Annotated in this window: 15 protein-coding genes; 11 read left to right on the top strand and 4 right to left on the bottom strand. The window is 74.4% G+C overall.

Going from position 1 to position 13,776, the window contains the following annotated elements; genetic code table 11:
• Nucleotides 1-4: 4 nt before the first annotated feature.
• The 3 genes from ACI6QG_RS16340 to ACI6QG_RS16350 are packed head-to-tail and all read right to left on the bottom strand — an operon-like array spanning nt 5 to nt 3,187.
• A complete protein-coding gene (locus tag ACI6QG_RS16340; protein WP_407025650.1) occupies nt 5-976 on the bottom strand; it encodes a VOC family protein in 972 nt (323 codons plus the stop codon).
• The gene (locus tag ACI6QG_RS16345; protein WP_407025651.1) at nt 973-1,812 is read right to left on the bottom strand and encodes a fumarylacetoacetate hydrolase family protein; all 840 of its coding nucleotides are present in this window, start codon (nt 1,810-1,812) and stop codon (nt 973-975) included. The genes ACI6QG_RS16340 and ACI6QG_RS16345 overlap by 4 nt, the downstream gene beginning before the upstream one ends.
• Before the next feature lie 10 nt (nt 1,813-1,822).
• A complete protein-coding gene (locus ACI6QG_RS16350; RefSeq protein ID WP_407025652.1) occupies nt 1,823-3,187 on the bottom strand; it encodes a bifunctional 3-(3-hydroxy-phenyl)propionate/3-hydroxycinnamic acid hydroxylase in 1,365 nt (454 codons plus the stop codon).
• Nucleotides 3,188-3,270: 83 nt separating this feature from the next.
• Between ACI6QG_RS16350 and ACI6QG_RS16355 the strand changes: the two genes are divergently transcribed.
• Genes ACI6QG_RS16355 through ACI6QG_RS16395 form a run of 9 tightly spaced genes read left to right on the top strand, consistent with a single transcriptional unit; the run spans nt 3,271 to nt 10,850 of the window.
• Nucleotides 3,271-4,023: a helix-turn-helix domain-containing protein gene (locus ACI6QG_RS16355; protein WP_407025653.1), complete on the top strand. Its 753-nt coding sequence runs from the start codon at nt 3,271-3,273 to the stop codon at nt 4,021-4,023.
• Between the two features lie 34 nt (nt 4,024-4,057).
• Entirely contained in the window at nt 4,058-4,882 is an 825-nt protein-coding gene (locus ACI6QG_RS16360) for a MurR/RpiR family transcriptional regulator (protein WP_407025654.1), read from the top strand.
• On the top strand, nt 4,882-5,385 hold the full coding sequence (locus tag ACI6QG_RS16365) for a TRAP transporter small permease (RefSeq protein WP_407025655.1): 504 nt from the start codon (nt 4,882-4,884) through the stop codon (nt 5,383-5,385). The genes ACI6QG_RS16360 and ACI6QG_RS16365 overlap by 1 nt, the downstream gene beginning before the upstream one ends.
• Entirely contained in the window at nt 5,382-6,668 is a 1,287-nt protein-coding gene (locus tag ACI6QG_RS16370) for a TRAP transporter large permease (protein ID WP_407025656.1), read from the top strand. Before ACI6QG_RS16365 ends, ACI6QG_RS16370 begins: the two co-directional genes overlap by 4 nt.
• Before the next feature lie 17 nt (nt 6,669-6,685).
• Nucleotides 6,686-7,705, top strand: a complete 1,020-nt coding sequence (locus ACI6QG_RS16375) for a DctP family TRAP transporter solute-binding subunit (protein WP_407025657.1) — start codon at nt 6,686-6,688, stop codon at nt 7,703-7,705.
• Complete coding sequence (locus tag ACI6QG_RS16380) at nt 7,705-8,652, top strand: C-terminal binding protein (RefSeq protein ID WP_407025658.1); 948 nt, start codon at nt 7,705-7,707, stop codon at nt 8,650-8,652. Before ACI6QG_RS16375 ends, ACI6QG_RS16380 begins: the two co-directional genes overlap by 1 nt.
• On the top strand, nt 8,649-9,263 hold the full coding sequence (locus ACI6QG_RS16385) for a bifunctional 4-hydroxy-2-oxoglutarate aldolase/2-dehydro-3-deoxy-phosphogluconate aldolase (protein WP_407025659.1): 615 nt from the start codon (nt 8,649-8,651) through the stop codon (nt 9,261-9,263). Before ACI6QG_RS16380 ends, ACI6QG_RS16385 begins: the two co-directional genes overlap by 4 nt.
• 8 nt (nt 9,264-9,271) lie before the next feature.
• Nucleotides 9,272-9,919, top strand: a complete 648-nt coding sequence (locus ACI6QG_RS16390; protein WP_407025660.1) for an RraA family protein — start codon at nt 9,272-9,274, stop codon at nt 9,917-9,919.
• 4 nt (nt 9,920-9,923) lie between these two features.
• A complete protein-coding gene (locus ACI6QG_RS16395) occupies nt 9,924-10,850 on the top strand; it encodes a sugar kinase (protein WP_407025661.1) in 927 nt (308 codons plus the stop codon).
• On the opposite strand, the gene ACI6QG_RS16400 is transcribed toward ACI6QG_RS16395, so the two are convergent.
• Entirely contained in the window at nt 10,837-11,346 is a 510-nt protein-coding gene (locus ACI6QG_RS16400; protein ID WP_407025662.1) for a DUF421 domain-containing protein, read from the bottom strand. The genes ACI6QG_RS16395 and ACI6QG_RS16400 overlap by 14 nt on opposite strands.
• A 118-nt stretch (nt 11,347-11,464) precedes the next feature.
• Here ACI6QG_RS16400 and ACI6QG_RS16405 point away from each other — a divergent pair, with 118 nt between their 5' ends.
• Together ACI6QG_RS16405 and ACI6QG_RS16410 are read left to right on the top strand one after the other, a co-directional pair.
• On the top strand, nt 11,465-12,412 hold the full coding sequence (locus ACI6QG_RS16405; protein WP_407025663.1) for a mechanosensitive ion channel family protein: 948 nt from the start codon (nt 11,465-11,467) through the stop codon (nt 12,410-12,412).
• Entirely contained in the window at nt 12,409-13,722 is a 1,314-nt protein-coding gene (locus tag ACI6QG_RS16410) for a DUF2254 domain-containing protein (RefSeq protein WP_407025664.1), read from the top strand. The genes ACI6QG_RS16405 and ACI6QG_RS16410 overlap by 4 nt, the downstream gene beginning before the upstream one ends.
• Nucleotides 13,723-13,776 lie beyond the last annotated feature (54 nt).

Raw genomic sequence — 13,776 nt, forward strand, 5'->3', positions numbered from 1 at the left:
TGGTTCATTCGGCGCGGATGACGGCGTCCGCCCAGGCGCAGCCGGTCCGCACCGGGCCGGGATTGGGGTCGGGCGCGCGCACGCCGCGCGCCGCCGCGTCCATCGCCATGGCGCGCATCCGGGCGCGCTGGTCCTCGGGCATGTGGTGGCGCTCGTGGCCCCACAGGCTCGGGCCGTCGAAGGTCTCGTGCGGGACCCAGGTGGCGGGGTCCACGGTGCGGGCGCCCCAGCCGTATTCCACGAAGAAGTCGTCCGGCGTCTGCGCGTAGAAGCTGGTCATGTGGTCGTTGGTGTGGCGACCCAGCCCATAGGCCAGGCGGCCTTGCTCCGTCCGCGCGATGTCCAGCCCCTGCCCCACGTCGTCCAATGCACCAAGCTCCACCATGAAGTGATGCAGCCCGGCGCGGCCCGAGCCCACCATGGCGAAGGAATGGTGCCGCGGGTTCATGTGGAAGAAGTAGAGCGGATAGGGCGTCTCGCCCCAGTCGGTGACGCGGAAGCCCAGCACCTCGGTGTAGAAGGGCAGCAGCGCCTTGGCGTCGGCCACGTGCAGCACGGCGTGGCCCATGCCCAGCGGGCCGGTGCGGAAGCCGGTGATGGGCCGGCCCGGCACGAAGGGCGCCGGGGCGCGCTCGGCGCCGTGGAAGGCTTCCAGCCGGGTGCCCTGCGGGTCCTCGAAGGCGATGAGGTCCGTCACCGCGCGCTCGCGCGGGTTGGCGCGGCGCACGCGGGTGCTGCGCGCCTCCAGCCGCGCCGCCAGCGCGTCCAGCGCCGCGGCGTCCGCCACCTCCCAGCCGATGGTGGCGGGCGCGTCGCCGGGCGCCACGATCAGGCGTTGCGCGCGGTCGTCCATGCGGAAGTGCTGCAGGCCGCCGCCCTGGTCCACGCGCTGCATGCCCAGCAGCCGCGTCGCGAAGTCGCCCCAGCCGGCCCCGTGGTCGGACCCGATCACCATGTAGCCCAGCGCCTGGATCATCCCTCGTCCTCCACCACGTTGCGCAGCACGCCGATGCCGCTGATCTCCACCTCCGCCACGTCGCCGGGCTTCATCCACAGCGGCGGGTTGCGCTTGGCCCCCACCCCGCCCGGCGTGCCGGAGACGATGACGTCGCCCGGCCGCAGCGGCAGCACGGTGGACAGGTATTCGATGACGCCGGGCACGTCGGTGATCATCAGGTCGGTGGTGGTGTGCTGCACCACCTGCCCGTTCAGCCGCGTTTCCAGCGTCAGCGCCGCGGGGTCGGGGATCTCGTCCGCCGTCACCATCCAGGGGCCGAAGGAACCGGAGCGGTCGAAGCTCTTGCCCGGCAGGAACTGGGAGGTGTGCAGCTGCCAGTCGCGCACCGAGCCCTCGTTGTAGCAGGAATACCCCGCCACGTGCGCCAGCGCGCGCGCCCGCGGGATGTGCCGGCCGCCGGTGCCGATGATGACGGCCAGCTCTCCCTCGTAGTCGAAGCGCTCGCTCACGCGCGGGCGGATGATCGGCTCCGCGTGCCCCACCTGGGATTCCGGGAAGCGCACGAACAGCGCCGGCTTCTCCGTCACCGTGCGCCCGGTCTCGGCCACGTGGTCGCGGTAGTTCAGCCCGACGCAGACGATCTTGGACGGCTCCGGGATGACGGGCAGGAAGCGCAGCCCTTCCAGCGGCAGGTCGGGCTGGGTGACGCCGCGCGCCTCCTCCAGCCGCCCGGCCTCCAGCAGCGCGCGCAGGCTGGGCACGCCGAGGCGGCGCGACAGGTCGGCCACGCCGCCCTCCACCACCACCCCGCAGGCGGCGGTTCCATCGGGGCGCAGGAAGGAGAGCAGCTTCATCGGAGGTCCTTCACAGGTGGTCGAGCAGGGCGGCCGGGTCGTCGCCCAGCGCGCAGAGGATGCGGTCGGGCCGGACCAGCGCGCAGGCGGCGCCGTGCCCGTCCAGGATGGCGTCCAGCGCCGGGTCCTGCACCAGCACGCAGCCGCGCGCCGCCAGCGCGTCCAGCACGGCCGGCGCGACGTCGCGGCCGCCATGCAGCCAGGCGGCGAAGCGGGGGCCGACATGGTCGTCGTGGCGCCGGCCATTGGCCAGCACCGGCTGCGGCGCCGGCACGCCCAGCGGCGGGGCGAAGCCGCCCAGCCGCGGCGCGGGCGTGGCCATCAGCGCCGGCCCCTCCTCCGGCGCGCCGGCCAGCGCCGCCGCCATGGCGCGGGTGTTGATCAGCCCGCCCAGCCGCACCGCGGTGGCGATGAACTCGCGCACATGCGGCGCGCGCTCCGCGCCGTAGGCGTCCAGCAGCGCATCCGGCGCGGCGCCGCGCAGCACGCGCCCCAGGCGCCAGGCCAGGTTCGCGGCGTCGCGGATGCCGGCGCAGAGGCCCTGGCCCAGGAAGGGCGGCGTCAGGTGCGCGGCGTCGCCCGCGATCAGCAGCCGCCCCGCCCGCCAGCGCCGCGCCACCACCGAGCGGAAGGTGTAGATGGCCTGCCGCTCCAGCACCGCGTCCGCGGGGGTCAGCCAGCGCGCCAGCAGCGGCCAGGGGTCGGTGGGCGCCTCGCCCTCCTCCAGCCGGATCTCGAAGCGGCGGCGCGCGCCGGTGCCGCGCACGTAGGTGGCCGGGCGGCGGGGGTCGCAGAACTGGATGCTGTGGTCCGGCAGGTGCGGCGCGGGGCGCGACAGCAGCAGGTCCACCACCAGCCAGCGCTCGGCGAAGCCCAGGTCCTCCGTGCCGCCGCCGATGGCGGCGCGGGTCGGGCTGTTGGCGCCGTCGCAGCCCACGGCGAAGCGCGCCCGGCGCGGGCCGGCGGGGGTGTGCAGCACCACGCCCGCCGCGCCCTCCTCGATGCCGGTGACCTCCGCCTGCTCCCAGGCCAGGCCGTCGCGCAGCACCGCCTCCAGCTCCGGCTGGTGGAAGCGGTAGGAGGCGTGCCAACCCAGCGGGCCGATGCCCGTCGGCCGCGGCCAGTCCAGCAGCAGCGCGCCGTCGGGCGCCACGAAGCGCATCCCGGGCGAGACGTGGGTGAGCGGCAGGATGGCGTCCGCCAGGCCCAGGCCCTGGAAGACGCGCATCGCCTCGGCGTCGAAATGCACGGCGCGCGGCAGGGGATAGATGGCGGCCTCGCGCTCCAGCGCCAGCACGTCCAGCCCTTCCTGCCGCAGCAGGCGCGCCAGCGTGGCCCCCACCGGGCCGAGGCCGATGACCGCGACGTCGTGCATGCATGTCCTCCCTTGCCGCCACGCTTGCGCGGCGGGGCGGGGCGTGTCCATGGTTCCGGCGGAAACGTCCACCAGGCGGACACATGCCCGAGACCACCCGCGCCCTGTCCCGTGGCCTGGCGGTGCTGGCGGCGCTGAACCGCACGCCCGGCGCCAGCACGCTGGCGCTGGCGCGCGCCACCGGCCTGCCGCGCCCCAGCGTGCACCGCCTGCTGGAGACGCTGCGCCAGGAGGGCTACGTGGCGCGCTCCCCCTCCGACGAGCGCTGGGTGCTGCGCCCGGCGGTGCGCGCCCTGGGCGACGGCTTCCAGGACGAGGCCTGGGTGACGCAGGTGGCGGCGCCGATGCTGTTCGCGCTGACGGAGCGCATCGGCTGGCCCAGCGACCTGGCGACGCGCCACGGCACCGAGATGGTGATCCGCGAGACGACGCACCGCCGGGCGCGCTTCTCGATCGACCACGGCATGGCGGGCCACCGGCTGCCCATCCTCCATTCCTCGCTGGGCCGCTGCTGGCTGGCCTTCGCCCCGGCGGCGGAGCGCGACGGCGTGCTGGGCCTGCTCCATGGCGGGTTCGACCGCGCGGCGCTGCTGCGGGACCTCGCCGCCATCCGCCGCCGCGGCCACGCCCTGCGCGAAGGCACGGGCACGCCCTGGCCGCACACCGGCTCCGTCGCGCTGCCGGTGCGCGCGGGCGGGCGGCTGCTGGGCTGCGTCAACGCCATCTGGATGGCGCGCGCGGTGACGCCCGCCGAAGGGCTGCGGCAATGCCTGGAGCCGCTGCGCGCCGCCCGCGACGCCATCGAGGCGGCGCTTGCGGAGGCGCCGCCGATGTAGTAACACTACATCACCACGGAGGAAACCAACGGTGATGCAGGAGCGCCTCCTGGCGGCCATGCCCAGCCTGTCCCCGGCCGAGCGCCGGGTGGCGGAGGCCGTCGCCGCCGACCCCTCCGCCGCCGCCCGCGCCACCACCGCCCAGCTCGCCCGCCAGGCCGGCGTCAGCGAGCCCACGGTGATCCGCTTCTGCCGCTCCGTCGGCTTCGATTCCCTGCCCGAGCTGCGGCTGGCGCTGGCCTCCGGCGCGCCGGCCTCCATGCACCGGCGCATCAGCCGCGGCATGTCGGTGGCCCAGGCCGCCGGCGCGGTGCTGGAGAACGCGGCCGCCGCGCTGGAATCCGCCCGCGCCACCCTGGACCCCGAGGGGGTGGAGCGTGCCGCCGTCGCCCTTCTGCGCGCCGCGCGGGTGGAGCTGTGGGGCTTCGGCGCCTCGGCCGCGGTGGCGGAAGACCTGGCGCACAAGCTGTTCCGCGTCTGCCGCGGCGTCATCGCCCGGCACGACCCGCACATGCAGGCCATGGCCGCCGCCACGCTGGACGGCGATTCGGTGGTGCTCTGCATCTCCCACACCGGGCGCACCCGCGAGCTGATCGAGGCGGCGCGGCTGGCAAAATGTAGTGGCGCTACAATCATCGCGCTGACGGCGCCTGCCTCCCCCCTGGCCGGCGAGGCCGACATCCTGCTGCCGGCCGCGGTGGACGAGGACACGGCGCTGCACGTCCCCATGGTGTCGCGCCTGGTGCACCTGGCGCTGGGCGACGCGCTGGCGGTCAGCGTCGCCCTGCTCTCGCCCCCGGCGGCGGAGGAGCGGCTGGGGCGGATGAAGGCGGCGCTCAGGCCGCGGCGGGTGGCGTGATGCTGCGCGGCTTCCTGTTCCTCAACCGCCTCGCCTGCGGGGTGTTGCTGGCGGCCTCCTGCACGCTGGTCTTCGTCAACGTGGTGGGGCGCTACGCCTTCGGCACCTCCTTCGCCTGGGCGGAGGAGGTGAGCCGCTACATGATGATCTGGCTCGCCTTCCTCGCCGCCGGGCTGGCGCTGCGCGAGGGCGCGCACATCGCGGTGGAAAACCTGCCCGATGCCCTGCCCGAACCGCTCGCCGTCGCGGTGCGGCTGGCGGCGCTGCTGCTGATGGCGGGCTTCATCGCCCTGGTCGGCTGGCTGGGCTGGACCTACGCGCAATTCGCCATGATGCAGCGCACGCCGGTGATGCGCTGGCCGGTGGGGCAGGTCTACCTCGCCATCCCCATCGGCATGGGCCTGATGCTGCTGCACCTGCTGCTGGTGGCGCGCGACTACGTGTTCCGCCCCAAGGACGACGCCGCCAGGGTGCGCGCGGCCGAGCTGGGCTCGGCGCTGTGAGCGCGCTGGTCCTGGTCTTCCTCGCCACCATGGCGCTGGGCGTGCCCATCGCGCTCACCATGGGCATGGCCGGCGCCTTCGTGATCTGGCAGGAGGACCTGGCAGATCTGATGCTGGTGCCGCAGCAGGCCTTCGCCGGCCTGGACAGCTTCCCCTTGCTGGCCATTCCCTTCTTCATCCTGGCCGCCGAGCTGATGACCGGCGGGCGGCTGACCGACGTGCTGCTGCGCTTCGCCGCCGCCTGCGTCGGCCGCGCGCGTGGCGGGCTGGGCCACACCAACATCGTGACGCTGACGCTGTTCAGCGGCATCAGCGGCTCCGCGCTGGCCGATGCCGCGGGGCCGGGCGCCGTGATCCAGCGGATGATGAAGGATGCGGGCTATGCCGGCCCCTACGGCGCGGCGCTGACCGCGGCCACCGCCATCGTCGGGCCGATCATCCCGCCCTCCATCATCATGGTGGTCTACGCGCTGACGGACAACAGCGTGACCATCAACGGCCTGTTCCTGGCCGGCATCGTGCCCGGCCTGCTGATCTCGGCCGCGCTGCTGGCGGTGAACCACGTCATCAGCGTCCGCCGCGGCTACCGCGGCGTGGACGCCCGCCCGGCGCCGCGCGAGTTCCTCAGGCTGGCGGTGCAGGCCGCCCCCGCGCTGTTCCTGCCCGTGCTGATCATCGGCGGCATCCACGGCGGCGCCTTCACGCCCACCGAGGCCAGCGCGGTCGCGGTGTTCTACGCCGCGCTGGTGGGCATGCTCGTCTACCGCACGCTCAGGCCCGGCCACATCCCGGCCATCCTGACGCGCACGGCGGTGATGACGGCCTCCGTCATGCTCATCATCGCGATGAGCAACATCTTCGGCTACGTGCTGACGGTGCTGCAGGTGCCGCAGGCGGTGGGGGAATGGATCGGCTCGCTGGGGCTGTCCGTCATCCTGTTCCTGCTGGTGGTGAACCTGTTCCTGCTGCTGTTCGGCATCTTCATCGAGCCGCTGCCCGGCGTGATGATCCTGGTGCCCATCCTGGCGCCGCTGGCCGGCTCCATGGGGGTGGACCCGCTGCACTTCGCCATCATCGTCATCGTGAACCTCACCCTGGGGATGATCACGCCGCCGGTGGGCGGGCTGCTCTTCGTCACCCAGGTCGTCTCGCGCGAGCGCATGGGCGCCATCGTGCGCGAGCTCTGGCCCTTCCTCGGCGCGCAGGTGGCGGTGCTGCTGCTGCTCACCTTTGTGCCGGCGCTGTCCACCTGGCTGCCCAACCTCCTGGGCTACAGCAAGTGAAGAAAGGAACGTCCCAGATGAACCGCCGTCACCTCCTGCTGATGGGCGCCGCCGCCGCCCTCGCCGCGCCCGCCGTCGCCTCGGCGCAGGCGGCGCGCACCATCCGCTACACGCATTTCCAGCCCGGCCGGCTGGACCAGCCCAAGCATGCCGCCGCGCTGGCCTTCAAGAGCACGGTGGAGGGGCTGACCAACAACCGCCTGCGGGTGGAGATCTTCCCCGCCGGCCAGCTCGGCCCTGCGCCGCAGGTGATGGAGCAGCTGCGCCTGGGCAGCCTGGAGATGGCGGTGGTGCATGACGGCGGCATCGCCGGCACCTATGCCCCCTACCAGGTCTTCTCCATGCCCTTCCTGTGGGAGAACCAGGCCATCGCCTGGAAGGTGCTGGACGGCCCCTTCGGCGCCGAGATGGCGGCCGACATGCAGCGCCGCGCCAGCATCCGCCTGCTGGCCCATGCCGACAACGGCGTGCGCCACATCACCAACAACCGCCGCCCCATCGTGACGCCCGAGGACATGCGCGGGCTGAAGATCCGCGTGCAGCCCTCGCCGGTCTTCGTGCGCCTGATCGAGAGCCTGGGCGCCTCGGCCTCCGCGATTGACTGGGGCGAGCTGCCGGCCGCGCTGGCCCAGGGCACGGTGGACGGGCAGGAGAACGGCGTCACCAACATCCTCGCCGGCTCCCTGTTCCAGCACCAGCGCCACATCACGCTGAACGGCCACGTCTATTCGCTGCACGCCTACCTGATGAGCGAGCGCTTCTTCGCCCGCCTGGGCAACGAGGAGCGCGCCGCCGTCCTCCAGGCCACGGAGATCGCCAAGGTGATCCATCGCGGCATGACCACCGCGCAGGACGCCAATGCCGAGACCATCCTTCGCGAGCGCGGCATGACGGTGCAGCGCCTGAGCGCCCCGCAGGTGGACGCCTTCCGCCGCATCGCCCAGCCCGCCGTGCGCCAATGGCTGGAGGCCGAGCGCGACATCGGCCGCGACTGGGTGGAGAAGCTGCTGGCCGCGACGCGCGCGGCGCAAGGGTGATGATCTGCGCCATCCTCGATGATGGCTACGGCAGCTACGAAACCGAGCGGGCGATCCTGTCGCCTCTCGGCGTGGCGGTCGAACTGCGCCCCTGCCGCGGCGACGCGGCGCGGGTGGCCGAGGCCCTGCGCGACGCCACCGCCGCCATCGTCCGCGAGAGCCCAGTGACGGCGGCGGCCATCGCCCAGGCGCCGCTGCTGCGCGTCATCGCCCGCGCCGGGGTGGGGGTGGACAACATCGCGCTGGACGCCGCGCGGGCGCGGGGCATCGCCGTGTGCAACACGCCCGACTACGGCACGGAGGAGGTGTCGGACCACGCCATGGCGCTGCTGCTGGCGCTGTGGCGCCGCCTGCCCGCCGCCCGCGCGCGGCTGGATGGGGGGCAATGGGGCGTGCCGCGCACCCCGCCGCAGTTCCGCATCCGCGGCCGCACCCTGGGCCTGATCGGGCTGGGGCGCATCGGCGCGGCCTTTCTCCGCAAGGCGAGGCCCTTCGGCTGGGCGCGCATCCTGGTCCACGACCCCGGCCTGGCGGCGCCGCCCGAGGGCTGCGAACTGGCCGACGCCATGGCCGTGGCGCGCGAGGCCGACGCCATCTCCCTGCACGCGCCGCTGCTGCCGGCCACGCGGCACATCGTCAACGCCGCCTTCCTCGCCGCCATGCGCCCGCACGCCATCCTGGTGAACACCGCCCGCGGCGCCCTGGTGGACGAGGCCGCGCTGGCGGCCGCCCTGCGCGAAGGCCGCATCGGCGGCGCCGCGCTGGACGTGTTCGAGCGCGAGCCGCCGCCGATGGACCACCCCCTGCGCGCCCTGGACACCGCCATCCTCACCGACCACGCCGCCTGGTATTCGGAGGACAGCATCCGCGACCTGCAATCCATGTCGGCCCAGGAGGTCGCGCGCGTGCTGCGCGGCGAGGCGCCGCTGCACCGGGTGAACCCGTGATCGAGGCGCTGCGCGCCGCGCGCATCCTTCCCGTCATCCGCACCGCCACCGCCGCGCAGTCGCGCCTGGCCGTCGAATGGCTGGCCGCCGAGGGCTTCCGCACCTTCGAGCTGACCATGACCACCCCCGGCGCGCTGGAGCTGCTGGGCGAGCTGGCGCGCGACCCGGCGCTGCGCTTCGGCATGGGCACGGTGCCCGATGCCTGGCACGCCCAGGCCGCCATCCACGCCGGCGCCCGCTTCCTGGTGACGCCCTGGGTGGACCCCGAGGTGGCGCAATGCTGCCGGGAGATGGACACGCTGTGCATGCTGGGCGCGATGACGCCCACCGAGGTGCGCGCCGCCCAGCGCGCCGGCGCCGGGGTGGTGAAGCTGTTCCCCGCCAGCACCGCCGGCGGCCCCGCGCACCTCAAGGCCCTGGGCGCCGTCTTCCCCGGCGTGCCCTTCTGCCCGACCGGCGGCGTCGAGCCCGGCAACGCCGCCCTCTACCTGCGCGCCGGCGCCGCCTTCGTCGGCATCGGCGGCAAGCTGGCCGACCCGCACGCCCTGGCCGGCAACGACCGCGCCACCATCCAGGCCGCCGCCCGCGAGGCGCTGGCCATCACCGCCTGAGGACACCCATGGACCCCCGCATCATCGAAGGCTTCCGCACCGCCGCCATCGCCTCCATCGCCGACGCCCTGGACAAGGCCACCGGGCGGCGCGGCTACATGGCACACGAGATCAAGAACCGCATCAACGACAAGCGCATGGTCGGCCCCGCCGCCACCGTGCTGCACGCGCCGACGCGCGAGTTCCTGCCGCCCGCCAAGGCGCTGGACCTGATCGACGAATCCCCTGCCGGCTCGGTGATCTGCATCGGCATGCACGGCGACGTGGACGTGGCGGTGTGGGGCGGGCTGATGACGGCCGGCGCCTTCGCCAACGGCCATGCCGGCGCCGTGCTGGATGCCGGCGTGCGCGACATCCCCGAGATCCGCCGCGACTACGACCTGCCGGTCTTCGCGCGCACCGTCTCGCCCGGCACCACGCTGGGGCGCACCGCCACCATCGCGGCGCAGGTGCCGGTCATGGTCGGCGGGCTGCTGGTGCATCCGGGCGACCTCATCGTGGGCGACATCGACGGCGTCTGCGTCGTCCCGCCCGACGCGGCGGAGGAGGTGCTGCGCCTGGCGCAGGAGATCGACGCGCGCGAGGCCGAGCAGGCCAAGCTGATCGTGGAGGCGAAGTCGCTGCGCCAGGGCCTGGCGAAGTATGGGCGAATCTAGCCCCATGCTGCTGTTCATGGGCGAGCCGATGCTGGAGTTCAACCAGCTTCCGCCCGACGCCGAGGGGCGCGTGCTCTACCTGGAAGGCCATGGCGGCGACACCTCCAACGCCGCCATCGCCGCCGCCCGCCAGGGCGCGCGCGCCGGCTACGTCACCGCGCTGGGCGACGATGCCGCCGGCGCCGCCTTCCGCGCGCTGTGGGAGAGGGAGGGCGTGGATGCGCGCCACGTCCGCACCGACGCCTCGGCCTTCACCGGCATCTACTTCGTCACCCATGACGGGCGCGGCCACCACTTCACCTTCTACCGCACCGGCAGCGCCGCGGCGCGGATGACGCCCGCCGACATCCCCGACGACCTCTGCGCCGGCGCGTCCTGGCTGCACGTCTCGGGCATCTCCATGGCCATCAGCGCCAGCGCGGCGGATGCGGTGTTCCGCGCCATCGCGCTGGCCCGCGCCGCCGGCTGCAAGGTGAGCTTCGACACCAACCTGCGCCTGCGCCTGTGGCCCGCCGCGCGGGCGGCGGCCACCATGCACGCCGCCATCGGCATGAGCGACCTCGCCCTGCCCTCCTTCGAGGACGCCACGGCGCTGACCGGGCTGGACGACCCCGAGGCCATCCTGCGCTTCTACCTCGCGCTGGCGCCGATGGTGGTGCTGAAGCTGGGCGCGGAAGGCGCCATCGCCGCGACGCGGGAACGCTCCTGGCGCATCCCCGGCATCGCGGTGGCGGCGAAGGACGCCACCGGGGCGGGTGATTGCTTCGCCGGCGCCCTGCTGGCGCGCCTGTCGGCCGGCGATGACCTGCAGGCCGCCGCGCGCTACGCCAACCTCGCCGCCGCGCTGTCCACCGAAGGCTACGGCGCGGTGGCGCCGATCCCCACGTCCGCCCGGGTGCGCGCCCGGCTGGCCGCCCTCACGCCCCCCTGACGCCCTCCAGCGTCGAACGCCCGCCCCCGGCCGGGGCGCGCAGCACCGAGAAGCTGCCATCGGTTTCCAGCACCACGGCCGCCGCATCCTCCAGCCGCGACAGGCCGGCGCCGCGCAGGGCGGCGCGCACTTCGTCCTCCGTCACGCGCTCCTGCCGCATCGCCGCGTGCAGGAACTGGCCCTCGCGCAGCAGCAGGCAGGGCTCGGACTTCACCAGTTGCCGCAGCCGCGCGGAGCGCACGCAGCCCCAGGCGATGGCCATCTGCAGCAGGGCCAGCAACACGAAGCCCGCCAGCCCCTCCGCCAGCGCCACGTCGCCGCTCAGCAGCACGGTGGCGAGGGTGGAGCCCAGCGCCACCGTCACCACCAGGTCGAAGGCGCTCATCTTCGCCAGGGTGCGCTTGCCGGTGACGCGCAGCAGCGCCACCAGCGCCACATAGGCCAGCCCGCCCACCACCAGCACCCGCAGCAGCCCCCACCAGCCGTCGAACAGCATCGCCCGTCCCTCCCTGCGCGCCGCCCCCGGTCAACCCCCGCGCCGCCGGCCCGTTGCCCCCCTGCCGGCAGCATGAGGAGGTGGACCATGGCGGCAAGGCACACGGGGCGGGCCGGGCATGTTCGCTGAGGCGACGAACCGGCTGGGGGAACTGCTCTCGGCGGCGCTGGCCATCCTGCCCGGGCTGGCGGTGGGGCTGGTGGTGTTCGGCCTCGGCCTGCTGCTGGCGCGCGGGGTGCGCGCAGGGGTGCGCCGCGCGGTGGCGCTGCGCCAGGCCTCGGCGGAGGTCGCCGGCGTGCTGGGGCGCATCGCCGGCGGGGTGGCGGTGCTGCTGGCCTTCCTGGTCGCGGCCTCGGTGGTGTTCCCGTCGGTCTCGGCGGCAGACCTGTTCAACCTGCTGGGCATCGGCGGCGTGGCCATCGGCTTCGCCTTCCGCGACGTGCTGCAGAACCTGCTGGCCGGCATCCTGATCCTGCTCACCCGCCCCTTCCGCATCGGCGACCAGATCCGCCAGGGCGAGGTGGAAGGCACGGTGGAGGATGTCTGGGTGCGCGCCACCGTGCTGCGCACCTACGACAACCGGCGCATCCTGATCCCCAACGCCTCGCTGTTCACCAGCCAGATCGAGGTCATCACCGCCTACGAGAAGCGGCGCCTGCAATTCCCCGTCACCATCGGCAATGGCGACGAGGTGGCGCTGGCGCGGCGCACCATCACCGCCGCCCTGTCCCGCGCCCATGGCGTGCTGCCCGACCCGCCGCCGGAGGCGCTGGTGACCGGGCTGGGCGCCGCCGGGGTGGACATGGTGGCGCGCTTCTGGATCGACCCGCCGCGGCGGCGCGACGCGGTGGACGCGCTGGACGGCGCCATCGAGGCGGTGAAGACCGCGCTGACCGAGGCCGGGGTGGACATGCCCTACCCCACCTCGCAGGTGCTGTTCCACGACCAGACGGAGGAGACGGACGGCGACCGGAGCCGCCAGCGCGAGGGCTGGCCCGCCGCCGGCCGCGAGGTCCCGCGCTCCCGCTTCGCCGCGGCGCGCGAGGACCGGGCGGCCGAGCGGTGAGGGCCACCCTGCGCGAGCGGCTGGAAGCGCTGGGCGACGCCTTCTGGCTGCGCCCGGCGCTGCTGGTGGCCGCCGCGCTGGTGCTCTCGCAATTCGCCATCGCCGCCGAGGCCGCGGGCTGGACCGGCGCCAGCCTGCCGGGCGGCTGGATCTTCCAGGGCGGCGAGGCCGGGGCGCGCTCCATGCTGGGCGCCATCGCCAGCTCCACCATCGGGGTGGCGGGCACCACCTTCTCCATCACCGTCGCCGCGCTGTCCCTCGCCTCGGGGCAGATGGGGCCCCGGCTGCTGCGCAACTTCGTGCGCGACGGCGGCAACCAGGTGGCGCTGGGCATCTTCCTGGGCACCTTCGTCTACGCCCTGCTGGTGCTGCGGACCGTGCGCGCCACCGATGAGGGCGCCTTCGTGCCGCACCTGGCGGTCACCGGCGCCATCGCGCTGGCGCTGCTCTGCGTCGGCACGCTGGTGTGGTTCGTCCACCACGTCGCCGCCGGCATCAACGTGGAGACGGTCATCGGCCTGGTGCACGCCGAGCTGCGCGACACGGTGGAGCGCATGGTGGCGCAGGAGCCCTCCCCCGACCCGCCGCCCGCCCCGCGCGGCGGCGCACCGGCCTGCATCCCCGGCGGCGGCTACCTGCGCGCGCTGGACGAGGAGGCGCTGGCCGACTGGGCGGCGGAGGCGGGCGCCACGCTGGTGCTGCGCGCCCGCCCCGGCGACCACCTGTTCCCCGGCGTGCCGGTGGCCGAGGTGCTGCCGCCCGAGGCCGCCGCCGCGGCCACCCCGCGGCTGGAGGCCGCCATGACCCTGGGCGACCGCCGCGCCGCCGCGCAGGACCCCGAATTCGCCGTGCGCCAGCTGGCCGAGATCGCGGTGCGGGCGCTGTCGCCGGGCATCAACGACCCCTTCACCGCCATCGCCGTGCTGGACCGCTTCGGCGACGCGCTGTGCCGCCTGGCCAACCGCCCGCTGCGCAGCCCGGTGCAGTGGCGGCAGGGGCGCGCCGTGCTGTTCCGCCGCGCGGTGGACCATGACGGGCTGCTCGACGCCATGCTGCACATGATCCGGCAGAACGGCCGCGGCAGCGCCGCCGTGCTGATCCGGCTGATGGAGGTGCTGGAGGCCGTGCTGGCGGTGGAGCGCGACCCGGCGCGCCGCGCGGCCTTGCACCGCCACGCCGCCCTGGCCCTGGCCGCCGGCCGCGACGGCCTGACGGAACCCGACGCGGTGCGGGACCTGGAGGCGGCCTTCGCGCGGCTGGAAGCCGGCGGCGGCCGCGCCGAACTGGACCCCGGCCCCGCCAGCGCCTGAATCATGATCCGCGAACGCGGATCATGATTCAGCCTTCCCGGAGAGGACGATTCA

This window comes from Sabulicella flocculans, assembly GCF_045449635.1.
Taxonomy (GTDB): Bacteria; Pseudomonadota; Alphaproteobacteria; order Acetobacterales; family Acetobacteraceae; genus Roseococcus.